Here is a 25,018-nt window from a genome sequence, read left to right as displayed (position 1 = left end):
TGATATTTGTTTTGTTTTTAAGAGTACTAGCTGTGCCTCGTAGGCTAATCACTGGAATTAAATCTTATTGCTATGACCTCTTATGATATTAACATTGTTTAATTATCCATATTTAAAGCTGAAATACGGTGGGCACTTTCTAGGCAGAGTTGTGACTCGAATCATACCAATGCTTATTTCTATTATGTGAGCTCTCAGGCGTGCGGGGTTGAAATTGCACTCAGCTAAGTTAAGCAAAGAAGGAATCCAGGACGCTTTATAGAAGAGTATAGCCTCGCTTTACGATCACTGCCTAGAAGATCACTCCGTATAGACTTTGTGCCTGAATTGAAGCGTAGTCATTACTGCTATCGAGAAAACGAAGGCGACTATGATGACAAGATGATTCATTGGGCGCTCCATGCTGAGCGAAAGACGAAGAAGGACCGTTGAGATGATGAAGCTCGCATTACGAATAACGCTATAAAAAGAAGAATCATACAGAAACGATATGATTAACAGGAGAACGTCGGCGAAAATCATCACCGCAAAGAAATCTGTATAGAAAAATGAATTAGGATTTGGGAACTCCGTGTGATTAACTAGGGCAGGGATAGCGTGAAAGACCCAGCTCTGGAGATTATACAAGCTCGTGAACGCGAGAAGGATGAGTAGGCACACAGACACAGATTTCTTTAAGTTTATTAACTGCTTAAGCGTATGATTAACATCGCTTCGGTGTCGTGAGTGTAGTCGATGGAAGGTAACGGTTAGTGCAAACATGCTGAGCGAGGCGATTAAATCGTAGCCAAGTGCTATTATAGCGGGGTCAGAGAGCCTCAGAATTGTATGCATATGAACGTCGGCTACGTCGTGAAAAAAGCTTCTAAGAGTTATTAGAGTAATAATTTCAAACTGTTTTCCGATGAACTCGGTCATCGATTCCGGTAGGATAATAACCAGAAGAAAAACCTCGTAGACGAGAATAAAGCTGAAGGGGGTATAAATCGCCTTGAGGTAATTAAAAGATCTCCCACTGTATAGCGCAGGTATATTATTCAAAAGGAATATGAGCGCTAGGTGACCGATAAAAAACAATACTGCAACCCTGATAACAAATACCTCGAAGGCACGAACATTTCGTTTAGTTACGTGGTTCGTGAATATTCCTGAAAGGTATCGAGCCCCTGTTTCTGTGATTGTCATGTGATTAACCTTAAACTTTTTGACTATGGGAGCCAGAACTGAGGATAGGAAGATCAATTAACTTTCCACAAGTAGCTGATCTGCGCTAGTAACATGGTAACAGAGCCCATAAGGAGCCCGAAAGTTCTGGAAAATCGGAATCGTCGTGGACCAGAAGCAGCAGTGTACCAATCATCTTATACCAATCATCTTATACCAATCATCTTGAATGATCTTAATCTTACGGCGGTTATGACCGAGCCCTACAAAATCTTCATGGGAAGCTCTGTGTAACTCAAAGCAAATACTTGCCAAAAGTGAGTCGGCCTTCCTATCCTTTAGGTATTTGTGCTCGCGATTACTGTATATTATCATCATAAAATGAGGCGATGTTCATTAATTATTTCCTGTTTTGCATTCATAATGACTATTTTACCAGGCTGCTCAGTATTTGGGATTCGAAGTGGGTACGAGCAGCTCAATTATAAGGTTATAGATAAAATTGAGAATGTAGAGGTCAGACAGTACCCTGCACGCGTAGTGGCAGTGGTGAACAACATGAATAATAAAAATGAGGCGTTCATGCTCCTCTTTCGCTATATCTCTGGTGAAAATAGCTCCAGCGACAAGGTCGCAATGACGACACCTGTACAGGTTGATAATGTATCAACAAAGATTGCGATGACCTCACCCGTTGAAACTTCCAAGTCAGGTTACAGCGGAGTTAATATGCAATTCTTTTTACCACGCTCGTTTAGCGTTGACAGTGCACCTAAACCCAATGACCCGCGGGTAAAAATTATTAGCTTACCAGAAGAAATATTTGCGGCGATTACTTATTCTGGCTCAAATTCTGAAGCACGCTTTCTAAGCGCAAGTGATCGATTGCAAAAAATCCTTAATGGCTCAAGGTGGAAGACGGTCTCGGTAGCATCTTTTCTTGGCTATGACCCGCCATTCGCCATTCCGTTTCTTAGGAGAAATGAAGCTATCATAAGGGTCGAACCTAAGTAGCAAGAACTGTTAGCTTCAAAATCTAATCATTAAGAGGTGTCAGTGCCTTTTAAATGACCTTAAAAATTACTCTTAAAAAAGCTACGGTAAAATATTTATCTCTAAGTAGCTGCTTTAGTAAGGCCGCTAGGAGATTTCGATAAGTTAGAGCTTCCCTAGGCACTAGTAGCTTACCTATACCATGTTTTCTACTTTGTAATTTTCTTAATTTGCACCTATATTACTTAGAAAGACTGGCTAATTTATACTTAGAATCGCGTGTGTTTTCTATACAGTATAAACTTATACTAATTGACACCTGCACCTGAAGTTTATTTATGAATACTGACTTTAAAGATAGCGATCGTATTGGAAAATTAGGACTAATTATTTACGATGGCACTTGTGGAGTTTGTTCAGTATTTATTGGCGAGAGAAAATTACTTTTCGAAAAATACGGCTTCTCTATTGCCGCCCTACAGGAAGAGTGGATCGAGCCCCTAACTGGGCTATCTGAGGCAACTCTGTTAAATTCTATTCATCTTTTCACCTCAGAAAAGAAGATATTAAAAGGAGTAGATTTTTTTGATTATTTATCAGCCAAAATATGGTGGCTTACCCCGCTCTATTTAATTTTTAGAGTTCCACTTATCAAGCCTTTGTTCTCTGTATTCTATACTTTTATTGCTACAAGACGCAGGAAGATTTCTAGAGTTTGCGGACTACAATCAAGAGCCAAATACTAGTAGTAGTTTTGCTTATGCTAGATAATTTGCTAGTGCGAAGCCGCTTTTTGCTGGTATCTGTGTAGTTGTCTCTTCCTTGCAGGCAATACGCCTTGGAAACTATGCGCGGAAACAGGCCGCTATATTAACGGTGCGAACTGCTGGCGAGACGCTAAACTTTCACCCGCATCTGCACTGACTACTACGTACTACTCGCTGCTAGCTATTGAGTAATATAGAACCGAATTGAAACGCTACTCCCCTTAATGCTCAGCTCTAGGGCCTTTATTGGAGTAAGTTGAATCCTGCTCACTGAGATCTTTTTTCCATAACGCGCTTCGAGCAGTTTTTTGTAGGCCTTAAAAAACTCCTGCGCATCGGCAGCACTCTCCCACCTGGTTAGCCAAGAGATTAATCTCTCCTTATTTTGCACCGGAAAGACCCCTATCCTATCCCCTACCCAACCCGCTGCACCTTGCGCACTAGTTATTGAGCCGCTCGCATCTGTATCGAGTAGCGCCTTAATGCTGAACTCTCCCAGGGTGTCGCTGTACTCCGGCGAGTAGCCATCAGAAACCCCGTCAAGCTCCTCTAAGCCTGGAATCTGGCGTACCTCAGTATTAGAGAGATACTCCGCAGGGTGCAGGATCTCGCGCGAGCTGTGCGGGGGATCTCGCAGTGCCTGATTAATCCTCTTATAACCACCATGCTCAAGCAGCTCCTGTGCAAACTTTAAACCGTGCGTATACGGAAAGAAAAGTATTGCCTTAAGAGCCGTTGGCACTTGGGGCAGGTCTTGGCTAGCCTCCGAGGAAGGCTGCGCCGTCCTACGGTGCTGGCTATCAAGTATCGTCAAGGTTGCATCCCCCTCAACCAAAGCTGAATAGGCGAGTAGCTCATCGCCGTTGTCGTTTTTGGGATCGAGGAGCTGCTCAAGGTTAATGTACTGATCCTGCAGGGCGTGCGTTAACTCATGCACCGCCACAACCTCCTGCAACTCGCTCGGCATCCAATCAGCCATAACGAAGTGCTTCTTTTCTGGGTCGTAGTAGCCCCCGATCTGGCTAAGATAGAGCTCGATTAGCCCCTCTGTATAGTTATAGTCATCTGGAATAAGGCCGACAGCGCGGTAGACAAGCTGCTCAGCCTGCAGCTTATGCGGAGGAAGCTTGTCTTTAATAGTTGTTCGCAGGAACTGCTCAATTTCTGCCCGACTTGAGACGACACAGGGCACGGGCCCCTTGGATTTCAATCCCCTTACCCTGATGGCTTCCTGCATAGCTTGCTCTGCTACTGCGCACAGCCCCTGCTGCTTCTCCGCTCTCTTCCCCTCCTCGGCCCTCACGGCGCTCAAAGGTGCTGGAGCTAATACCCCTAACGCAAGTAATAAAGTTAGCTTGACCTGTTTCCAATACACCGCAATTTTCCCCTGCTGTTTATTGCTGTAACACTGCGCTGCACGATATAGTAGCAGAAATGGCAACGCGTAACTCCCTTGTTATTACAAACGCTCAAGAGAACAACTTAAAAGGACTCACCCTTGAGATCCCGCACGACACCTTCGTTGCGATTACCGGACTCTCCGGTTCAGGCAAGTCCTCGCTCGCCTTTGATACGATATACGCCGAGGGGCAGCGGCGCTACATAGAGACCTTCTCCCCTTATACCAGACAGTTCTTTGATAAGGTAAAACGACCACGCGTTGACCTAATCGATAACGTACGCCCTGCCATCGCCATTCAACAACGAACTCGGATCGTTAATTCACGCTCCACCGTTGGTTCGATGACCGATATAAACGATCTCTTAAAGATAGTGTGGAGCAACCTTGCGATTCCGGTCTGTCCAACCTGCGGACTTCCCCTATCAAGGTGGGATGCGGCATCTCTCGCCGCACTCATCGAGCGCTGGTGCGAGGTAAAACCAGAGGCAACCTTTCTACTCGGTGTAAAAACAAAGAACACCCCCGAGCTGCTCGGTAGGTTACAGATGCTTGGATACTCGCGCTACTTCGATAGAAAGCAGGCCGAGCTTTTAAACCTAGATGACTCCCCGCCTGCCAAAAAGCTACTTGAGATCTCGGTCGTTATCGACCGCTGCCGCAAGCAGGGCTTTGCCCGTAAACAGGTTCAGGACTCCCTAGAGCAATGTTTCTCACTCGGTGCTGGCATAGTCGAGGTGCTAGAGCTGCGCGAACGTACTACACGGCCCCTAGCGCGCTTGAGCGTGTCGCACGGCGCCTGTCTGGTATCTAGCAAATTTGAAGCTTATATCTTTAAAAGCACCTATCACTGCGGCGATGGTGAGATCTCGATTGAAAGGCCCCGCCCCGCCCTCTTCTCTTACAACCATCCGATCGGGGCCTGCCCAGAATGTAACGGCTTCGGAAAGAACTTGGTCGTAGACCCCAACCGCTGCGTATCTGATCACAAGAAAAGCATCCTAGAGCACGCGATTGAGTGCTGGCGTGGCAAGGGGTCCGCAAGTGAATATAAACGGCTACTCGCATTCTGTAACGAACAGGGTATTGCGGTTAATATTCCGTGGTCAGCGCTCTCCGCGCAACAACGGGAAGTTATCTTTACCCATAAGTCGCGTAGCTTTGTCGGTATCAACGCCTGGTTTAAGCACCTTGAGCGCAAGCGGTACAAGATGCATGTGCGGGTGTTTCTGGCGCGCTACCGCAGCCAGGTTGATTGCCAATCATGCGGCGGTGCACGATTAAAATCTGACGCTCTAGCGTACCGCATCAACGGTCTAACGATAGCGCAGATCTCAGCCCTTTCACTTGATAGGCTGCATGTATGGTTTAGCACTCTATACTCTTCGCTAAAGAAAGGGGATAAACTTCCACGTCAACTTGATGAGCTCTTTAAGAACATCATTAATCGACTGGGGCACCTAAATGCTCTGGGGCTCCCGTACCTAGCGCTCAGTAGAGAGGCGCGCACCCTCTCCGGTGGTGAAACGCAGCGTGTTAATCTGGTCTCCGCCGTAGGAAGTAATTTAATCTCAACTCATTTTGTACTCGATGAGCCCTCAGTTGGGCTGCATGCCAGGGATACCGAGCAGCTTATTAAGGCTCTGCGCGATCTTACCGCAAGGGGTAACTCCCTAACCGTTGTCGAGCACGATCAGGATTGTCTTCAGGCCGCCGACTCTATCCTAGAGCTCGGTCCAGAGAGCGGCGAGCGTGGCGGCGAGGTTACCTACTTCGGGCCCGTTGCTAAGTGGCAAGGGTTGGGGATAGCGCCCTTTACGGCGAGCGAGATTGCGCCAGATTTTAAAGAGCTCTTAAAAATTCGTGGCGCTCGAAACCGCAATCTAAGATCGATAAACTTAGATATTCCACTTAATTCCTTTGTTTGCCTGACCGGGGTCTCAGGTAGCGGCAAGAGCTCGCTGCTCTCTGAGGTAATAGAATCAGCCTGGGAGGTTTATCAGGGTGCTACACCTGATCCGCAAAGAATTACCGCAGAGGTTTCAGGCTTTGAGCACCTAAAACAGGTGCTGCTGGTAGATCAATCGCCACTCTCTAAAACCCCGCGCGCTAATATCGCTACCTACACGAAGATCTGGGATCGGATCCGTGAGCTGCTCTCTAGCTCCGAGGGGGCGAGGGAGCGAGGTCTCTCAAAATCCTCCTTCTCCTTTAACGTAAACGCGGGTCGCTGCTCTAGCTGCGAGGGAGCTGGCTTTATTCGCGAGGATATGCAGTTTTTAAGCGATGTTTTTATTCAGTGCGAGTCCTGTCTCGGTATGCGCTTTCAATCCTCGGTACTTGAGGTGCGATATAAGGATAAAAACGTGCACGATATTTTATCGATGAGCGTTGCTGCGTGCTGTGATCTCTTTGAGCAGGAGCTATTTATTACCGCCGCCTGTAAAGTTCTGATGCAGCTTGGGCTCGGGCATATAACTTTAGGACACCCACTAAGCGATCTCTCCGGTGGCGAGGCGCAGCGTCTTAAACTTGTTCCGCACATCGTTGAAGGGGCTAGGGGAAGGTCGCTCTTTCTCTTTGATGAGCCCACAACCGGCTTGCATGTAAGGGATATAGAGCGCCTCTTAGCGCTCTTTAATCTGCTCTGCTCTCAGGGGCACTCGATTATCTGCGTCGAGCATAACCTAAGGCTAATCGCATCCGCTGCCTGGATTGTCGACCTAGGGCCAGAGGGGGGCGCTCAGGGGGGTGAAGTTCTACGCGAAGGAACGCCGCGTGACCTGATCCTATCGTTAAAGGACCCTACACAGAGGGAGAGCCTGACCGCTCGTTATCTTGCGCAGTTTGTAGAACAGAATAGCTACAAAAAAAAGCGGGCTCGCCCTCGTTCAGTAAAAGCAAAGAGCGCAATACCCGCCAAACGTATCACAACGATAGATATTATCGGCGCTAAGGAGCACAACTTAAAAAATATATCTCTCTCTATTCCACTGAACTCGCTCATAACTTTGAGCGGTGTGTCAGGCTCCGGAAAGTCCACTATCGCAAAGGATATTCTATATGCCGAGGGGCAGCGCCGCTATCTAGATTGCCTCTCTCCGTACGCACGGCAGTTTATCAAGGAGCTTAAAAAGCCCGCTATCGATGAGATCAGAAACGTTCAGCCTACGATCTGCGTCTATCAACACACCTTTCAGCCCTCGGCGCTCTCGACCGTTGGAACGATGAGCGAGGTGTATAACTTTCTGCGGCTACTCTACGCTAAGGTTGGTTTGCAGTTCTGCCCGGATCATCCCGATCAATCGATCTCGCCCCTCTCTGCTGAGCAGATAGCCGAGCACCTCAAGCAACACTACTCTGGGAGCATTCGGCTCTTTGCGCCCGTAGTTAACCAAAAAAAGGGCTCCCATAAGGCCGTCTTTCAACGCGCTATTGAGAGCGAGATTAGCGAGGTGCGAATTGATGGCGCGCTAACCTCGCCAATGAAATTTATCGAGCAGGGGTTAGCAAAAAGCAAGGTGCACTCGATTGAGTTCGTTACTGCTCGCTTTAACGTTAAAACGATGCCGCTGGATCTTGTAATAGAGGGGGTCAAGCAGGCCCTCGCGATCGGTGCCGGTACCGTTATCGTCTCTAGCGCTAGCGGTGAGCGCGTATTTAGCTCACAACGCACCTGTCAGATCTGTCAGCGTGGTTTCTTTAAACCAGACCCAGAGGATCTCTCCTTTAACTCACGCCGTGGTCGGTGCGTTCTATGTGATGGCCGCGGCGTTATTAAAACCGGTGCATGTCCGGAGTGTTACGGTACTCGCCTAAACGAGATCGGTCGAAACATTAAGCTCTTTAATAAGAACATTCATGAGCTGACTACCCTTACAGCGCCTATACTGCATAAGCAGCTGAACGGTCTTATATCAAACTCCGCAGCCGATAAGATTATTGAGCCGATAGTTAAGGAGCTAAACAGTAAGCTTCAAACCCTGACAGGGCTTGGCCTCGAACACCTAGCACTTAATAGGGAGTGCTTAACGCTCTCAAATGGTGAGCTGCAACGGCTCAGGCTCGCCACCGCCATGGGCTCACCCCTCTGCGGAGTTACCTATATCTTTGATGAGCCAAGCGCCGGTCTGCACCCTGCCGATAATAAGCTACTCCTTGGAAAGCTCGTTGAGCTAAAGGAGCGCGGTAATACCGTTATTCAGATAGAGCATGAGATCGATAATATTTTGGCCGCTGAGCATATCATAGATGTAGGGCCTGGGGCCGGCACACATGGCGGTGAGATCGTTTTTCAAGGCTCTGTATCTGATGCCTGCCTAGAGGCTCGCTCTGCAACCGCTCGTGCCCTTACTACACCACTTGAGATTAAGGCTCCTATAGTGAGCTCTAGCGAGCAGCTACTAATTACTAACGCCACCTGCAATAATCTTAAGAACCTAACGCTCTCTCTCCCACTTAAGAGCCTAGTTACCGTGGCGGGGGTCTCTGGCTCCGGCAAGAGCTCCCTTGTACACGGCGTAATAGTTGCGGCACTCTCAGTGGGCTCGCAATCGAAGGGGACGTTTAAGGGCGCGCATGGATCGGTTAAGAGCTCCCTTGAGATCGAGCGCTGTATCGTAGTCGATCAACAACCGATCGGAAGGAGCCCGCGCTCCACCCCGGCATCATACTTAGGGATCTGGGATGAGGTTAGAAAGCTCTACGCCGAAACGCTGGAGGCTAAATCACGGGGCTGGGGAGCGAGCTTCTTCTCGCATAATACCGGTAAGGGGCGTTGTCCTACCTGTAAGGGTCAGGGGGAGCTAACCCTTGAGATGAGCTTTTTGGCAGAGGCTCGGGTTCTGTGTGAGAGCTGCCTCGGCAGCCGCTTTACCCCGCAGGCCGATTCTGTGCGCTTTAAGGAGCTAAACGTTAGCCAGGTTCTGCAACTGACCTTTGAGCAGGCGCGCGCGATCTTTATTAACCACCGCAAGATTCATCAGGCCTGTAAGTTGGCGTGCGAGCTAGGTCTTGGCTACCTAACCCTGGGGCAATCCTCCTCAACGCTTTCGGGGGGCGAGAGCCAGCGGCTTAAACTTACCTCGGAGCTGCACGGCTCTCGGCGTGGGCATACTATATATATACTGGATGAGCCTACTACTGGGCTGCACCGCCTCGACGTTGCGCTTCTGCTTAAGGGCTTGCAGGGGTTGGTGCAACAGGGGCACTCAGTAATCGTAATTGAGCACGATGCGGATACGATCTCACGCTCCGATTGGGTGCTTGAGCTTGGTCCCGGCCCGGGTGCCCTCGGGGGCAATGTTGTGTTCCAGGGCGTTCCTAGCGAGCTAGTTCGGGCAAAAACCGCGTGGGGGGCAGCTCTTCGGGAGCGCATCGCGCTGCATGGCTCCTTTAAGCCTGCGCGGGCGGCGTAGAGGCTGGCAAGAAGCTCTATGCAGAGAGATCTTATAGGAGTTATCCTTCAAGATACCGTAACCTAAAGCCAAGCTCGTGCCATATATACAGCGCTCCATAATTTACTGCCTACTCTACACCATCATCGCAACCGCCGTGGTGCTGTTCACCCTGCTTGCGCTGCACCCCCTAATCTTGCAGCACCTATCTACGCACTATATCGGCGGCGCTGCGGGCGACGGTGGGCTCTATGTATGGTTGGCACAATCGTTCCATATCGATCCATACAAGGCGCTCGCCCTTGAAACCGACACCCTCTATCCCTACCCCCTCACACGCGCCTGGAGTGACTCATTCCTACTGCCCTCGGCGATTATACATCTACTGACCCTCTCTGGATTCCATTTTACAACCTCCTATAACCTAGTGATTCTAGGGAGCCTGGTACTAAATGGCGCTTCATCCGTGGCGCTGGCGCGCGCACTAGGGGTCTCGCGCCCGTTTGCGCTCCTCTCGGGTATCCTATTTGCAAACAGCTCCTACATCTTTGGAAATCTTGGGCATCCGCAGCTCCTCTTTTTTTTCTGGGTGCCGTTTAGTTGGGCCCTTGTACTGCGCAGAACGCCGCAGCTTTGGCGCTGGTTTTTAGCGGGGCTAATTACATCGGCGGCTTTTTACTGCGCGGTTTACTACGCTATTTTTGCAGCTATCGGCCTTGGATTAATCCTCGCTCTTCGGTTCTTAACTCGCGCGTTCTCCCTTGATACAACCATTATGAGCGCGCTCTTTATGTTGGGCGGGCTACTACCAATAGCGCTAACGTTGCCTGCCTACCTCGCCATTAAGGAGATCTTCGGCTCACGCCATCTATATGAGGCGGGGGCGTTCTCAGCTAACGGAGCTTCATACCTCTCCCTCTCCTCTTTTAATCTCCTCTTTGGCCAAACATCGGCCTGGACTCACGCCGAGGCAACGTTGTGCGCCGGCTACCTAGTGTCGCTCGTTGCTTTAGTATTCCTTCTCAAAGCAGGATTACGCCGAGCCCCACTCCTTACCTGTACAAACGCTCTCCTGATAATAACTGTCCTCTCTGCCTCCTCGCTCTATGAATACGGAGCTCTCGCCAATCTCTGCGCCGGTATATGCGCCTGGCTAGTGCTAATAGCAGCACTTCTACTTGTCTGGCGCCTAAAGGAGCAGGCAGCGATCCTCTATTTTATCGTCGTTACGTTCTTTATCTTATCAATTGGCCCGGGTGGACAGGTTGCGCATGGCGAGCCCGCCGTAGCCCCCCTTGCATTTCTTTACAACACACTACCTGGGCTCGATTCGATGCGTGCCGTTGGTCGCTACGGCATCGTTGTCGTAATGGGGCTTTATATTGCAGCGTGCTGGGGTATCTCTCTTATAGCGCTGAAACGCTCTGGCGCTGCTACCGTTATAGCTCTTTCTCTAACTATTATAACGCTCCTTGAAAACTTTGTGGCTCGATATCCGCTCGATGCGCCCCCTCCAGCACCGTTGGCATTTGAAAGCCTCGCAAAGTTAGCTACTGCGCATGAAGCTACCATCGTACTCCCCTTTACAGAACGAAATGATAAGGGCGAGCCAAGCTGGTCTCAGATGGCGCTCTTAAGCTCCTACTATTCGATCTGGTCGGCTGCGCTCAAGCTACCCCTAGTTAACGGCTATAGCGGTCAACGTTCAAGGCTTCAGTACGGTCTCTCTGAAAAGCTCCATGATTTCCCATCAGAGGCCGCTATCTCATACCTAAGCAGGATCTGTGGTCTACGGTGGATAGTGATAGCTCCAAGCCTCTTTAAGGATTGGAATGAGCAGGTTTTTAATACACGCCTAGCTCGTTTCTCCGAACGTTTAAGGGTCGTTAATACCCACTCAGATGGCAGCCTGCTACTTGAGATACTACCCCAACTAGTTGCAACAGCGGGACACCCGGCTATCATCATAGCGCCAAAATCGGCAGACCTCCTGCTCACCACAAAGCAGCTCTCGGCAGAAACCGCTGGAGGCTCTCAAGTAGGATCTGAAAAACCTTGTAACATTAAGCTCTCTCGTATCAGGCACAAACAGGGGCCTTCCGAAGAGATCTCCCGCTATGTTCAGCTTAAGCAGGAGACTAGGCTCCCCCTACTAGCCAACCCGATGCTTGATCCGGGGGCCCCTGCCAGCTTTCAGATAGAGTCGGGACCGTCGTGCCAGGTGCTAGTTTCGTGCTCAATCAGCTATTCTGAGCATTGAGGGTTTCGCTCTTCGTTGCTAGCATATCTGGGATGAGAACTTACCTCGCCCTACCCTCGCTTATCCTGTGTGGCGTTCTGTGTTACATGCCGACCTCTGGCTTATCGGCAGATGAACAGCTCCCCTCTTTTACCCTGCCGGAGAGTCAGAACCAGATAATTAAGATTAGCGACGTAGGCCTTCTGCCAAAAACGCTTGAAATGAAGAAAGAGGATGGAATTGTATTCTTTCTTAATGATTCAACGGATGCCCTCATAACCATAGATCTTGATTTTGGCAAAAGTGCTACGCACTGCTCCTCAGAGAACCTAGAGATCGGAGAGGATGGCGTTATCCGTTCGGTACGTCCCATCGCTCAGAAGGATTTTGCAAGCGCATGTTTTCACGATGCAGGAACCTACCCATTTACCATTTATGGATTAAAGCAGGCGCCTCTCGGTCTTAAGGGCGCTATCATCGTTAAGTAAAGAAAAAAAGAGTGATATGAGCTACGGTAACAAGAGCCTCAGAATACCTGCGCTACTCACCCTTGTGCCCCTCCTCGCCCTCTCTGCCTGTGGGCCCACGGTTCGTTCAAGTATTCCCAAGGGGGGCACACTACCATCAAGTATCGCGCTCCTGCCCTCTGACTACTCCGGAGAGATCCCCCGCGAGCGGGTGGATCTAGTGCGACAGGCTCTAACGAGCGAACTTAGAAATAATAATTTTATAGTTGTCGAAGAGCGTGCTGTATCCAGCACCTGTTCAACACCCGCCTGTCCCGAGCGCGGGCAGCTATCTCAGCGCTATCTTATTGACGGCTTTGTGACCCTTAACCTCGCCTCATTTTCACGCAGTAACTTTATCGCCGGCTACTATAACGAGCTCTCCGGAGAGATAATCGTACGTGACCCAGCAGATCGGGAGCTGGTATCGGTTAAACACTCCCAAAATGAACAGGGCGGGATACTGTTCCAGTCTGGGCAACTCATTCAGGGTATTATCTCGCAGGTAAAAAATAGTGGCGATGCAGTCTTTGAGAACCTCGCGGCAAAGTTCTCTCAAACTATCGTTGAACAGCTGCCGGCTCCATCAAGCCCCGTTATCCTTGCAGCACAGGAGGGGATAACCATCGCGCTTAACTCCGCTTCGACTGAATGGATTTCACCTACAAGTTACCGAATCTGCGCCAATGGAACCCCGGCCTCTTTTGCGTACCTTATCATGGGCAAGAATCGAACGGGGCTGCGTGAGGGATCTCCCGGCTTATACTGTGAGAATCTCTCGAGTCTTGTCGCCACTGATCCATCGCATCCCGCTGCACTAGAGCTACGCAGCGCCTTCGGCACCTCGATCAAACGGAACATCACCCTACCAACTAGCCCCCCCTGCATCCTAGATAATCGCCTGCAAGCCTCCTCGGGTGAGCTGAAGCTGCTCTGTACTCAGGTGGGGAGCTCCTCTAGCGCTAATAATGCTGGGTGCTCAGAGAAGATCGCTCAGTGCGCCGCTGAAAGGATCATGCTCTTCAAGGCGGCCTCCCCAGCTGGTCCCTACGAGAAGGTAGCCGATCTAAGTTCATCAACTTCGTCCCTACCACTAGGGGCGCAACAGATTGAGGTCGTAACGGTTGGTCTCGGCGGAATCCCCTCACTTCCAGTCCCGCTTAAAATTACAAACAAGTAGGAGCTTTAAGCATGTTAATCCAGCGCTATCTTTTCCCCTTACTTCTACTCGTTGCAGGGTGCAGCGGAACATACACCTCGACCCTTAACTTTAACCCCTCCGAGCCGATCCGGATAGCGGTCCTGCCCTTTGCGCAGCTCGATTCAGAGGGTAAATTAGTCCAGGAGGAGCAGGATCTATTGGTCGACAACGTTGCTCTAATCTCATCAAAGCAGAGCGAGACCCCCGCCCAATTTATGCAGTCTCTTATTCAATCCGAGTTAGCGAGCGCCGCACTTGATGTTATCACCCCGGCTGTAATCGAAGCTGACCTGTTACATAACGGCTTTGAGATCCAAGGGACTGCACCCCTTAAGGTCGATCTCGCTAAGGTATTCGCCGCAGATCCTGCCGAGCTATGCGGGAAGCTACTCTCGTGTGATGCGGTACTGTACGGCAAGGTTACAACCTGGGATCGCAGCTACTACGGCATTCAGGCTACTGCGACGGTCGGGCTAAATCTTAAACTTGTCTCGGCCCGCACCGGCAAGATCCTGTATGAGGTTCAAGCGCAGGACTCCGATAGTCGTGGTATAACGAAGGGTCCCACCGGATTCTCTAACCTAGTGCTAGAGCCCCTTAAGGGACTCGACAATGAGATTATTCAAAACGTTGCGCGCGAGGTTGCTGACAACGCAATTAAGCCCCTTTCAAATCGCAACCGCCCTGAGTTCCTAAAAACAGCTCCACCCGCCATCATAGCCTCTGCTCACGATGCCCGCACGGGCTTAATCCCCTCCGGTGGACGGTTAGTGGTAATAGCATTTGGCACCCCTGGGCAGTTGGGGGCCTTCTCTATCGGGAGCGTAGCTCTCGGAATTCCCCTGACCGAGCGAGCGCCTGGGCACTATATCGGAGAGTTTGTTCCACTGGCGATTGATTCATTTAAGGGGCAATACGTAACGATCTCACTAACGGATCAGTTCGGTCGATCGACCTCTCAGAAGCTAGCTAAGACCGCCGTTCGCTATTGACATACGCCTCTTTTTTGGCAGACAATATCGAATCATGATTAAGCGAATGGCTAAAATCATAGAAACTCAGCATTTTTCATGCTGGCCCAAGGCAAGCCAATAAAACAAATCTAATTAAGAGGTACCTTGCTACCTCTTTAGCAATCTGCGGCAGCTCAATGCCCTATTTGGTGAGACTTGACGCTGGAGAACGGTGCTCCCAGGGCTTATCCTTATAGTTGCAGCTCGGAGGGGGGCAATAATCCAAGAACCGCGCATCAAGTTTTTAACTCCCGGGCAAGAGCTCGACCGATGCGGTAATAGTCATTACCAAGGACATTGGCGCTGACGCCGCTGAAATCGCGGGCCCCCAAGCCATGATTAAAAGTGCCGACGCAGACGCGGCCGCCAGAAGCATTTGGTTCTTCGCAGCGAAGCAAGCAGTCGCGCAACAATCTCTCTTGATTAACCATAACCAGATCGAACAGTAACACCGCTGTCATAAGCTCTACCGCCCTTACCTCCCGGTACTCGGGGTAGTATGTCTTATGCACCTTATCTTGCTGCGCTATATTTTTATCCCTAAAGTGCCTCTCGGTAGAAACATTACTCGGATCAGGATCTCTCTTCGATATCAGCACCCACTCACTTACAATTTGCTTAATGGATGCCCATGATTGCTCCTTCCATGAACCATAACGCTCATCAACCAACTTATTCCCAGGGCCCTTTTTTGTAGAACAAAGCTCGTACAACTTAAGCGCACTGTACTCTTCTCCATTAACCATCTTAGGAATAAGAACAAGAATGTGCGTATCCTTAATTTGCTTGCCGGGCTCTATCGGACAATCTGAGTTTAATAGCGCTTGGGTGAGGGAGTTTGGTATCGGTGGAACCACGCCCACGTCCACGTTAAACCCGCTCCTCCAATCAGCGGGCCCAAGAAAGTTCCTGCCAAGCTCCTTGGCTACTACCTCCCAAGGCCGCTCGCCTGATGGCAGATTCGCAGCTGCAAGGTTGCTAGGCCCTTCAGCCCCGGGGCCCTTTTTGTTCTCTAGTGTGCTCATAGAATCATCTCCCTACGACCAGCATATTTTTTTGGTCGGCAGATTAGAAGGATTTCTTTAGGATTACCGGCGGTGATTGTGCACTATTTCTATATCCTACTGGTGAGTTGTAGCTCGGAGGGGAAGCCCCCGATCTATTTTTTATTGGTAATATTTTTGAGGTTAAGCACAGGTGGCTTAACAGAAGCTGGATTTAGCCCTTTCCACCTGGACCTTTTCCTGCGTGCATTACAACTCAGCGAATATTATACCTAGTTACATACAGCGCTGTTTTGCGGCTGATTAAACCAGCCCTAATCTTGCTAGGGGCTGGTAATAAGATCGGAGCTATGGCTGTCCGACTCATTAAGATCTGGATCCGCTGCAAAACACACTCCCCAGAGCTTGGTTAATAGCAAAACTAGGGCAATAGATCGGCAACCTTCCTATCTGAGAGTTATGAATTGTGGTGAAACGATGTTGCGCGGTTGATGGGCCAGAAGTAACCCCGCACCAATTATCCCAATTATCACTAAAGTTAAGAGAGGTGGGCAGAATAGCAGCACTCTAATCAGGCTTAATTTCAGCTTGGTGGCGAGGGAACTAAATACCACTTGTGGGTGCTTGAGTCCTTAACTTAATGGTAGTACTCCCGTACCAATTATTTAAAAAAGCGATTGGTTTTCCTATCCTTTATCCTTTAGCTAAGTAAAAGAAATAAAATTAATTGCTGCGCCAATTTAAACCTCCTATATTGTTCGCGTATGCTTTTTTATGATTTTTACTTCTTCTATGCGGTAGGCCTTCTCCTTCACAACGGAGGCAATCCCTACGACCTAGAGCAATATCAATCAGCGCTCATCAGTATCGGGTATCCTCTAGATAAAGTAGTAGTTCCCTTCCCCTACCCTCCTTGGAGCCTCTATTTCTTTTACATCCTTGGGTCTCTCCCCTTTACAGGATCGCTTATCGCGCTCCTTTTTGTGAGCATCGTGGGGTCGCTTAAAGCGCTCCTTAATTCACTTGATACGGTCTCTGTAAAGCCTCCCTGGATGTCTCCATCTAAGGCGCTCTTTTTTTCTATAGCATTCGTGCCACTTATTAAAGGAATCTTCTTCGTTCAACTCAGCTGGATTCCTTTTATTAGCGTACTCGCGGGCCTTCGATTTTTGTCGCAGGGAAGATCGCTTCTTGCGGGATCTTTTTTTTCTATCATGTTAATAAAACCACATCTCTGGTGCGCTCTGTATGGTTTTTTATTGGTAGAAATTATACGTCATCGAAGAATCAAACTACTCATTGGACTACTCCTAGGTGCCCTCCTTCAGGGCGGGCTCTCTTACACACTTTTTCCATTCGATTTTCAGTTTATAGTGACACGGGTCTTTAATTCTCCTCATGGTGCCGCAGACACTCAGATTATCTCCTCTTCGCTCTTCGATATCTTGGCACATCTATGTAACTTCTCATCACTGAGAGGAATTGGAGTCGGGCTTGGCATTTTTTTTGGAGCAGTAGTTGCGCTTAGGTGCCAAGAGAAAGATCTCGCTAATACTATCCTGCTGCGAGTCGTTCCCCTCTCTCTATTTTTTGCACCATACGCATGGTCTCATGATTATATCCTCCTCTTTCCTTTTCTTATGGAGCAGATATTTGTCCTTATGGATAAACATAGAGAGGAACAAATTCTCAGAGTATGGGTTATCCTTGCTCTCATGCTTTCTGGAGCACTTATCCTCAACATTGAAGTTCTTTTTGTACTCCTCCTCTTCCCGGTCCTATTAAGATATAGAAGCATCCTTCTTCCCCCTCTTCTTTTACAACCAAAAGTAACCCCGTACCCACGGCCATTAAGTTAAGAGAGGTGGGCAGCATAGCCGCACTCTAATCAGGCTTAATTTCAGCTTGATCGCAGGGTAACTAAATACGATTTGTGGGCGCTTGAGTCCTTAACTTAATGGTCGTGACCTCGTACCAATGTGACTTACCAATGCGAACTCGGCGAAAACGGACTTATACAATTCTGATTTACTGCGTTGTGGGCGCACGGACGAAGGTATCTAGCCGGCCATAAAAAAGATCGCCTTCTTGAGCATTTATACCTAGCCGTTTTAGAGAATGGCGCTCCCAGCGCTTCGCCTAATAGTTGCGGAAGCCAAAGATCTCAATGCTCCAACAAGATCGATATGATCTAACGTTTTAAAGGTGTGCACTTGCATGTTACCAGAGCTATCTATTCAGGAAATTTACCCGCTCGAAAATCCGAAGAGCCCTTATTATTTAGTCAAGAACCTGCTCCACCCCCAAGATCCGCCGATCGTTGGATCTTCCTGGCGATGCGCGGTAGGGGCTCCAGGCTGGGCGGGTCAATACCGCAACACCAACCTCCTTGCTAAGTTCGGCACAGCGCACCCTTACCTGAGAATCCTGACTAGAGCGAAGCTCAAGGGTCTGCTCATCTTTGCCAGCATCGCTCCCTGTGGATACCGTTACTTTAAGGGGGGCTGAGCTCGGTATATATTTAGCGCGCAGGGTAATAACGGCCTCAGAGCCCCCTGCTATCTGTTTGCACGGAAGATTTATCCTTGCATTGTGCGTAAGCCACCGCACCAGTATCCTCTCACTCTGCTCCTCACGTACTCGCCAGCCGTAGACCCCACTTTCGTGCACCATAGCTCCAAAAGCTCCCGCAACAAACAGAGCGACCACACCGACACGAGTCAATCGAGATAAGCTTGTAGCCTCTGTACATAACGCCAAAACAAGCGCTACCAAAACCAGCACCTCTGGAAAGTCAACGTGCGGTCCAGTTATAAAGATTATCCCCAATGTAGCTAACGCAGCACCTGCAAGGCGCGGCCCTGCCCTCAACACTCTTCGCCCATAGGCAGCAAGGAGTGCTGCAATTACGCCGAAGATACCGAGCTCCGAAACTATTCCGAGATAGAGGTTATTTGCATTATCGACCCAGCTTCCTAGGCCCAAATTGTACTGCTCAGAGATAAGGGGCGCATAATCTCGGAACCTGTCGGCCCCGCTGCCAAAGAACGGAGCACTCTTAATAAAAGCCATATTAAGCTGCGTAAAAATGGAGCGGCTGAAGAACGCCTCATTCCACTCTGATATTGTAAGGGTGGTGATAACTCTACGCACACCCTCGGGCATGGGCAGCAATGCTATGCTAGGAGAGAGCCCTTCAAAAAAGAGGCTGACTAGATTAAGCACGATAAACCCAAGTACCGCGAGGGCAACTAGCCCCACTGCGACACGACGCTCTCTCTTAGCTACGACAAAGAACACAAGTAGTAGTAGTGAGAGGATAAATGTTCTCGACCCTGAGAGAAGCCCAGCAACGGTGATTAAAAGAAGCCAGCCCTTGCGCGCCTTTGACTGCGCAGCAAAGAGCGAGCACCCAAGCATATCTATCCAAAGTGCTAGGGCCATAACGACTCCCAGTGCGTTTGGATCGCTTAAGGTACTAGAGATGCGATTAATTTTGGTCCAGAACTCGCTCTCATTTGGGCTTAATCCTACTCCGTTAAGTAGCGCGCCACCTGCCGCAACTGTGCAGCCGATAAGAACCCCCTTTGCAAAACTATTTCGCAGCTCCCTGTTATAGCTCAGAGCTTGCAGTAGGAGCGCAAAAAGGGTTACGCGCGTTAAGAGCCCCCACGTTGTCACCTCACTCTCAAAGAGAGATCTAGCTATATCGAGGATGCGCTCCAAGGAATCTAGCGTAATGCCTCCAAAGAATCCGCGAGATGTATCCTGTAGATGAAGCGCTGTAAGGGTCTCTATTATTACGCTCCCCGCTAGAAAGGCTATCGCTGGTGCCGCCCAGAGCAGCCTGCGTAGCGTAGCGTGTATATCTGCACACAGAACGAGCAGCAGCACTCCCGCTAGGATAACGCCTTGCGATCCAAGTACTGGGAGTAGTGGGATAGAGATGCCTAGGGGTAGCGCTGCCCAATTACTTGGAAGACCGACGAGCACCCTCATAGTAACACCGGATGGTCTCGCCAAAGCAACTAGCGCCGCAACGCAGAGACCGAACAGTGCCGCACTAAATAGCCGATACTCGGCCATGCTAAGATAAAGTAACGGCTCTATAATCAGGCTTAGCAGCAGCATATTATGCGCTAATGCGTCATACGCTGTGAAATCCCCTCTGCAATCTCTTCCAAGAACTCCTCGGTACTTAGGTAGTGCTCACGCTTAACGCCGTCTCCGTGTATGCAAACAGCTAGATCTTTCGTCATCTTGCCGCTCTCGACAACATCAACGCACACCTCTTCGAGCGCCTTTGCAAAGCTTATTAGCGCAAGGTTTCTATCGAACTCTCCGCGGTACTTAAGACCAGTTGTCCAGGCAAAGATAGAGGCGATCGGATTCGTCGAGGTCTCCCTACCCTGCTGATACTGGCGGTAGTGCCGCGTAACGGTGCCGTGCGCTGCCTCAGCCTCAATCGTCTGACCATCCTCGGTCATCAATACCGAGGTCATTAGCCCAAGGGAGCCGAAGCCCTGCGCAATCGAATCCGACTGCACATCTCCGTCGTAGTTCTTACAGGCCCAGAGAAATCCACCCTTTGATTTCATGGCGTAGGCTACCATGTCGTCTATTAAGCGGTGTTGGTACTCAATCCCCGCTTTTTTAAACTTATCTTCAAACTCCGCCTCATATATCGCCTGAAATATATCCTTAAAGCGTCCATCGTAAACCTTTAAGATCGTATTTTTAGTTGAGAGGTATGTCGGAAGACCTTTGGACAATCCGTAGCTCAAGCAACTTCTAGCAAAGCTCTCAATCGATTCATCCAGGTTATACATCCCCATCGCGATACCACTGCCGGGGAAGTTAAAGATCTCGTGCTCGATTACATCCCCGCCCCCTTCGGGCTTAAAGCGCATCGTAAGCTTTCCCTTACCAGGCACGATAAAATCTGTGGCTCTATATTGATCGCCGAAGGCGTGCCGTCCAACGACTATCGATTCGGTCCAGTTCGGAACCAGACGCGGAATGTTCTTACAGATAATCGGCTCGCGAAAAACTGTGCCCCCTATGATGTTACGAATGGTGCCGTTAGGTGAGCGCCACATCTTTTTAAGATGAAACTCCTCGACACGCGCCTCGTCCGGCGTAATGGTGGCGCACTTAATGCCAACCCCGTACTCCTTAATCGCCTCGGCGGAATCAATCGTGACCTTGTCGCTCGTAGCGTCCCTATTCTGGATAGATAGATCGAAGTATTTAATATCGATGTCGAGAAATGGCAGGATCAACTTCTCCCTAATTATCTGCCAGATAATGCGCGTCATCTCATCGCCATCAAGCTCGACAATCGGACTTTCAACTTTAATTTTCGCTCTCATATGGAACCCTTTGTTTTCTTAACTCTATAAATAGCAGGGTTAGGGGGCCGATAAAAGTCCTTGAAACGACGCTATTTTTCGCGCCCCCACTCCATGCTAGGATCTGGGTGATATGGATAAGATCTGCTGCGTTATATTAGCTGCCGGTGTAGGCAAGAGGATGGGGGGCGACCTACCCAAGGCGCTGACCCAAACCCGTGAAAAGGCCCTGATTGACCACGTTCTATTCGGACTAGCGCCCCTAAAGCCGTCAAAAACCGTGATTGTTGTCGGTCATAGGCGTGAACTGCTTGAGGAGCACCTCCGTAATAGCCCCAGCGCCCACGGCCACTCGATTGAGTACGTCCTACAGGAGCAGCAGCTTGGTACGGGTGATGCCGTGCGCGCTGCACTACCTGCCCTCGCCTCCTTTCAGGGTACGGTTATCCTGACCTACGCCGACCACCCCCTCTTTACCCCCGAGACCCTTAAGCACCTCCTTGAATTCCACTCCTTTAAACGCGCAACCCTAAGCATGCTCTCATTTCAGGCCCCGCCCCCAAACGGCTACGGCCGCATTATCCGGGCTGGGACCCCTGCGCAGGTCGTTCGCATCACTGAGGCCAGGGACTGCTCGCCTGAGGAGCTACTGATTAGCGAGGTAAACTCGGGCTTCTATGCGGTGGACTCCTCTTTTTTAAAGCCGGCGGTCGAGGGGCTTTCAAACAAGAACTCTCAGGGTGAGTACTACCTAACCGATATAGTTGAGAAGGCCGCCAAGGAGGGTCAAACCGTTGTGGCTTTTCCGTTGAGCGAGGCCGAAGAGGCCGCTGGGGTAAATAGTCCTGCGGATCTCGTTCGTGTTAACGAGGTGCTTGCTCGTAGAGAGATCTTAAAGCTTGCTGAATCTGGTGTTATCTTTGACGATCCCCATACCTGCTATCTCGATGCGACCGTAACTATAGCCGCTAGCGCCAGAATCGGCCCCAACGTGCAGTTGCGGGGCATGACCTCTATTGGCAGCTCCGTTTTAATCGAGGGATCTAGCCTAATCATCGATGCGACTATCGCTGCTAATGTCGTTATAAAGTTCGGCTCGCGCCTTGAGCAATGCTCGGTCGGTGATGGCTCCTCTGTCGGCCCCTTTGCTAATCTGCGCGCCGGAACCGTGCTTGCTCAAGAGGTTCGTATCGGAAACTTCGTTGAGACCAAGAACGTAACCCTACAGGCTGGCGCAAAGGCCTCGCATCTAAGCTACCTGGGGGACTGCTCGGTTGGAGAAGGGGCAAATATCGGAGCCGGACCACTCAATCATCGGAAAAAACGCCTTTATCGGCAGCAACTCCTGTCTGGTCGCCCCTGTAACGGTGGGTGAGGGCGCGCTAGTTGCTGCTGGCTCCGTTATCACCCGCGATGTTCCTAAGGACGCCCTCGGGCTAGGTCGCGCGAAGCAGGAGAACAAAGAGGGATGGGCCAAGCTGCGGCGTGAACAGAGGGAAGATAAAAAAGGGAGATAAAAAAGGAAGCACCCTAGGCTTCGACGGTAAAGCACCTGTGCTATGGCTTTGTTCACCCTAATCCTAACGAGGCATGTGCTTTTCGCTTTTTAATCTGTCTTAATAAAGACTGGCTTTTCATCCTCTGAAATCGGCTCATAAAACTTAAAGAACTTGTCAAAAGCCGGCTCGTCAATCAAAAGAGTATCCCCTTCTAACTGGTTGCGCTTCAGGCAGCGATCCTTCATGGTGGCAGGATTACATTCCATTGCATATAGATGAGGCTCGGCGCCTATCTGATGAACCCGCTCGATTGCCTTTAGGCGAGACTCCTTGGTCCAAAATCCAAAGTCGAGAATGACTGGGATATTCAACTGAATAAGATCTACCGTGATTTTCCAAATCATCTCTGTAACGCGATCATAGTATACCCGGAAGAGGTCTTCGGGAGGATTTGTACCGTATAAAAGCATCATATATTCGTCATGCGAAAGTCGCATAGCTACTACCTCTTTAGCTAAAATTCTTGCGAAAGTTGTTTTTCCGGATCCGATAAACCCATGTAACAGATATACATGCTTGCTTTCACTGTCTCGACTTGAGCTAACCATATCTTCCTACTATACGTATGACTAAAACGTTTACTTTATATACTTATCTCGATACCGCTCATGAATCCACTCGTATGTTGTTTCTTGGTAAGTTGTTGGGCATTGGTACGGGGTTACTCTCTAGGCAACAGTCCCAAATAAATACCGAAAATTAAATTTGAGATTAAGCCTAATCTAGTTTAGTAAGTGGGTAAAAGCCCGCAGCATGGATGGCTCTGTTGTGTTTAGGAGGCGTGGTAACCGCGCCGTCTGTATATGAAAAGTTGGGATTTAAGCAGCTATTGTCTCAGAAGAGAAGTCGAGCTTTAAACTTCCCCCCCCCCATTTGATTGAGTCATAGAATGTCATCTTTCCCCAGAAACCCAAATCTGCCTTGGCTAGTTTGATGCAGAGATTTGAACAGTGCGGAGCGATCGATGCAAAGTCGGGCATTTGCCAATGGGATGTGAGCTGTGCGAATGCTCGCATTCGTAGAGGTAACTATGACGATACCGTCCTGCTTGATTTAGAATTTGCCATAGCTGCACCCGTCCCGCATTATCAATTAGCTTGTGTAGCGAAGCCGTATGGAGTTCTCTCTTGAGAGATGAATGCATTTACTTCCGGATATGGGCTTTCAGAAGATCAGCTGATTGAAATGATGCCCACTGTGAAGGCACTCGTTGCCTTAAAGGTGATGAGATCCGTTCGGTAGGGACAAGATCGGCGCCCGGAGCAAATGGCTGGATTGGCGGCAATCGCCAGGGAATCCATAATTTCACTTTTGGGAGAAGATTTGAATCTGCTCTAGCAGGGTTGACGAGCAGGGTTGAAAAAGGCCACATAGTACCGTTAATCCCCCTAATTTCAGTCCGTTTCCTGCCCTGCTAAACTTCTCGCGCTCCTTCAGGTAACCGCAAGAGCGTCCCCCGCTCTTCAGCTTCGGTGCTCGTAAGGAAGGCATTTGTTTCCTCAAGAATCTTTTTGGCATCCTCAAGACTGTGCCATTGAATGAGACTCGTATACCGCTGTGCAAAATCTAGGACGCGCACTAGCGTACTGGCAAGGCGATTATGACTCATGGCACGCAGTCCGCTCAGGTAGTTTTCCCGATACGCTGTCGGAATAACGATGCGACACTCATGCGCCGCCACTAATTGCATATTCATAAAAATCCGAGCGGTTCGACCATTACCATCCAGAAATGGATGAACCTCGGAGATCAGAAACATGATGAAGATCGCTCGTCCGAACGGGCTCGCGATGCTTTGTTGAATTTCGAATCCGCGCTCCAAAGTCCCCAGCACAAGCTCCGGACTAACAAATAATGTGCTCCCAGCGCGATTTGCCACTTGCTTGAAGGATCCAGGTTCTTTTTCGGGTCTCCCCCCCATAATCTGTGCGTGGCAAGTTTTTAGAAGTTCTATAAATTGTCTGGCGCTCGTGATGGAGGATTGCATAAATTTGGTATCGGCCACGAGCCGGAAAGTCGCCAGAATATCGTGAGCATCGGCCGGTCGCTGAGACGGAATTTTCCCGCCGAAAATAATCTCCTCTGCTTCGGCAACCTCGAACTCTGTACCTTCAATATAATTGGAGAAATACGCTTCAAAAAAAGGAATGATAGGTACCCGTTATTTTGAACACCTAGTCTAAATATAGTAAGGTGCAAAGATGGGTAAGATCAGTCGGAAACGGGAGATCGGAGCAGAGGTAGTTGCCAAGGTTCAGAGCGGACGAACCGCCCGCGAGGTGGCAGAAGAGTACGGATTACAGGTCAAGACGGTCTACAACTGGCTTGCGAGCACAGCGCGCAGTACTGGGGTCAACGTCAATGAGATCAGCCGCCTAAAGAGAGAGAACGAGCTTTTAAAATCCATCATAGGAAAGTTCGTATAC

At 49.6% G+C, this 25,018-nt stretch carries 18 protein-coding genes; 11 read left to right on the top strand and 7 right to left on the bottom strand.

The features are described 5' to 3' along the window. Positions 1-300: 300 nt before the first annotated feature. On the bottom strand, positions 301-1,185 hold the full coding sequence (locus tag NTV65_00670; GenBank protein ID MCX6113715.1) for a hypothetical protein: 885 nt from the start codon (positions 1,183-1,185) through the stop codon (positions 301-303). A gap of 402 nt (positions 1,186-1,587) precedes the next feature. On the opposite strand from NTV65_00670, the gene NTV65_00665 reads away from it, so the two are divergent. Together NTV65_00665 and NTV65_00660 are read left to right on the top strand one after the other, a co-directional pair. Then, on the top strand, positions 1,588-2,178 hold the full coding sequence (locus NTV65_00665; GenBank protein ID MCX6113714.1) for a heme-binding protein: 591 nt from the start codon (positions 1,588-1,590) through the stop codon (positions 2,176-2,178). A 317-nt stretch (positions 2,179-2,495) separates the two neighbouring features. Then, entirely contained in the window at positions 2,496-2,903 is a 408-nt protein-coding gene (locus NTV65_00660; GenBank protein MCX6113713.1) for a DCC1-like thiol-disulfide oxidoreductase family protein, read from the top strand. Positions 2,904-3,105: 202 nt separating this feature from the next. Here the strand turns inward: NTV65_00660 and NTV65_00655 are convergent, their stop codons facing one another. Further along, positions 3,106-4,365, bottom strand: coding sequence for a hypothetical protein (locus NTV65_00655; protein ID MCX6113712.1), 1,260 nt, complete (start codon positions 4,363-4,365; stop codon positions 3,106-3,108). On the opposite strand from NTV65_00655, the gene uvrA reads away from it, so the two are divergent. The 5 genes from uvrA (at position 4,359) to NTV65_00630 (ending at position 14,657) form a co-directional block, all read left to right on the top strand. Further along, positions 4,359-9,740 carry an excinuclease ABC subunit UvrA gene (gene uvrA, locus NTV65_00650; protein MCX6113711.1) on the top strand — a complete coding sequence of 1,794 codons (5,382 nt, stop codon included), beginning with the start codon at positions 4,359-4,361 and terminating at the stop codon, positions 9,738-9,740. The two genes, NTV65_00655 and uvrA, sit on opposite strands and share 7 nt — an antisense overlap. Before the next feature lie 76 nt (positions 9,741-9,816). After that, on the top strand, positions 9,817-11,979 hold the full coding sequence (locus NTV65_00645) for a hypothetical protein (protein ID MCX6113710.1): 2,163 nt from the start codon (positions 9,817-9,819) through the stop codon (positions 11,977-11,979). 32 nt (positions 11,980-12,011) lie between these two features. Next, entirely contained in the window at positions 12,012-12,446 is a 435-nt protein-coding gene (locus tag NTV65_00640; protein MCX6113709.1) for a hypothetical protein, read from the top strand. A 16-nt stretch (positions 12,447-12,462) separates the two neighbouring features. Then, positions 12,463-13,644: a hypothetical protein gene (locus tag NTV65_00635; protein ID MCX6113708.1), complete on the top strand. Its 1,182-nt coding sequence runs from the start codon at positions 12,463-12,465 to the stop codon at positions 13,642-13,644. Between the two features lie 11 nt (positions 13,645-13,655). Further along, a complete protein-coding gene (locus NTV65_00630) occupies positions 13,656-14,657 on the top strand; it encodes a DUF799 family lipoprotein (GenBank protein ID MCX6113707.1) in 1,002 nt (333 codons plus the stop codon). A gap of 257 nt (positions 14,658-14,914) precedes the next feature. Here NTV65_00630 and NTV65_00625 read toward each other — a convergent pair whose 3' ends face one another. Further along, on the bottom strand, positions 14,915-15,703 hold the full coding sequence (locus tag NTV65_00625; protein MCX6113706.1) for a hypothetical protein: 789 nt from the start codon (positions 15,701-15,703) through the stop codon (positions 14,915-14,917). A gap of 743 nt (positions 15,704-16,446) precedes the next feature. Between NTV65_00625 and NTV65_00620 the strand changes: the two genes are divergently transcribed. Next, positions 16,447-17,541 (top strand): glycosyltransferase 87 family protein, encoded by a 1,095-nt coding sequence (locus tag NTV65_00620; protein MCX6113705.1) that lies wholly within the window; start codon positions 16,447-16,449, stop codon positions 17,539-17,541. A gap of 421 nt (positions 17,542-17,962) precedes the next feature. On the opposite strand, the gene NTV65_00615 is transcribed toward NTV65_00620, so the two are convergent. Both NTV65_00615 and NTV65_00610 read right to left on the bottom strand, forming a co-directional pair. Continuing rightward, entirely contained in the window at positions 17,963-19,813 is a 1,851-nt protein-coding gene (locus tag NTV65_00615; protein ID MCX6113704.1) for an O-antigen ligase family protein, read from the bottom strand. An 8-nt stretch (positions 19,814-19,821) separates the two neighbouring features. Then, on the bottom strand, positions 19,822-21,054 hold the full coding sequence (locus NTV65_00610) for an NADP-dependent isocitrate dehydrogenase (protein ID MCX6113703.1): 1,233 nt from the start codon (positions 21,052-21,054) through the stop codon (positions 19,822-19,824). A gap of 112 nt (positions 21,055-21,166) precedes the next feature. On the opposite strand from NTV65_00610, the gene glmU reads away from it, so the two are divergent. Continuing rightward, positions 21,167-22,408: a bifunctional UDP-N-acetylglucosamine diphosphorylase/glucosamine-1-phosphate N-acetyltransferase GlmU gene (glmU, locus tag NTV65_00605; protein ID MCX6113702.1), complete on the top strand. Its 1,242-nt coding sequence runs from the start codon at positions 21,167-21,169 to the stop codon at positions 22,406-22,408. After that, on the top strand, positions 22,401-22,550 hold the full coding sequence (locus tag NTV65_00600) for a hypothetical protein (GenBank protein MCX6113701.1): 150 nt from the start codon (positions 22,401-22,403) through the stop codon (positions 22,548-22,550). The genes glmU and NTV65_00600 overlap by 8 nt, the downstream gene beginning before the upstream one ends. A gap of 89 nt (positions 22,551-22,639) precedes the next feature. Here NTV65_00600 and NTV65_00595 read toward each other — a convergent pair whose 3' ends face one another. After that, positions 22,640-23,140, bottom strand: a complete 501-nt coding sequence (locus NTV65_00595; protein ID MCX6113700.1) for an ATP-binding protein — start codon at positions 23,138-23,140, stop codon at positions 22,640-22,642. Positions 23,141-24,006: 866 nt separating this feature from the next. Continuing rightward, on the bottom strand, positions 24,007-24,579 hold the full coding sequence (locus NTV65_00590) for a Fic family protein (protein ID MCX6113699.1): 573 nt from the start codon (positions 24,577-24,579) through the stop codon (positions 24,007-24,009). Between the two features lie 214 nt (positions 24,580-24,793). Here NTV65_00590 and NTV65_00585 point away from each other — a divergent pair. Then, the coding region (locus NTV65_00585; GenBank protein MCX6113698.1) for a helix-turn-helix domain-containing protein at positions 24,794-25,018 on the top strand (225 nt) is incomplete at its 3' end.

This window comes from Pseudomonadota bacterium, from assembly GCA_026390555.1.
GTDB lineage: Bacteria > Bdellovibrionota_C > UBA2361 > UBA2361 > OMII01 > OMII01.
Note: the sequence above shows the minus strand (reverse complement) of the source record. Positions and strands in the feature narration are given on the sequence as shown.

What these genes read in the sequence shown, in the direction of transcription:
- NTV65_00670 (MCX6113715.1), bottom strand. Translation starts at nt 1,185, where the DNA reads ATGACAATCACAGAAACAGGGGCTCGATACCTTTCAGGAATATTCACG.
- NTV65_00665 (MCX6113714.1), top strand. Translation starts at nt 1,588, where the DNA reads ATGACTATTTTACCAGGCTGCTCAGTATTTGGGATTCGAAGTGGGTAC.
- NTV65_00660 (MCX6113713.1), top strand. Translation starts at nt 2,496, where the DNA reads ATGAATACTGACTTTAAAGATAGCGATCGTATTGGAAAATTAGGACTA.
- uvrA (MCX6113711.1), top strand. Translation starts at nt 4,359, where the DNA reads ATGGCAACGCGTAACTCCCTTGTTATTACAAACGCTCAAGAGAACAAC.
- NTV65_00640 (MCX6113709.1), top strand. Translation starts at nt 12,012, where the DNA reads ATGAGAACTTACCTCGCCCTACCCTCGCTTATCCTGTGTGGCGTTCTG.
- NTV65_00635 (MCX6113708.1), top strand. Translation starts at nt 12,463, where the DNA reads ATGAGCTACGGTAACAAGAGCCTCAGAATACCTGCGCTACTCACCCTT.
- NTV65_00630 (MCX6113707.1), top strand. Translation starts at nt 13,656, where the DNA reads ATGTTAATCCAGCGCTATCTTTTCCCCTTACTTCTACTCGTTGCAGGG.
- NTV65_00625 (MCX6113706.1), bottom strand. Translation starts at nt 15,703, where the DNA reads ATGAGCACACTAGAGAACAAAAAGGGCCCCGGGGCTGAAGGGCCTAGC.
- NTV65_00620 (MCX6113705.1), top strand. Translation starts at nt 16,447, where the DNA reads ATGCTTTTTTATGATTTTTACTTCTTCTATGCGGTAGGCCTTCTCCTT.
- NTV65_00615 (MCX6113704.1), bottom strand. Translation starts at nt 19,813, where the DNA reads ATGCTGCTGCTAAGCCTGATTATAGAGCCGTTACTTTATCTTAGCATG.
- NTV65_00610 (MCX6113703.1), bottom strand. Translation starts at nt 21,054, where the DNA reads ATGAGAGCGAAAATTAAAGTTGAAAGTCCGATTGTCGAGCTTGATGGC.
- glmU (MCX6113702.1), top strand. Translation starts at nt 21,167, where the DNA reads ATGGATAAGATCTGCTGCGTTATATTAGCTGCCGGTGTAGGCAAGAGG.
- NTV65_00595 (MCX6113700.1), bottom strand. Translation starts at nt 23,140, where the DNA reads ATGGTTAGCTCAAGTCGAGACAGTGAAAGCAAGCATGTATATCTGTTA.
- NTV65_00590 (MCX6113699.1), bottom strand. Translation starts at nt 24,579, where the DNA reads ATGCAATCCTCCATCACGAGCGCCAGACAATTTATAGAACTTCTAAAA.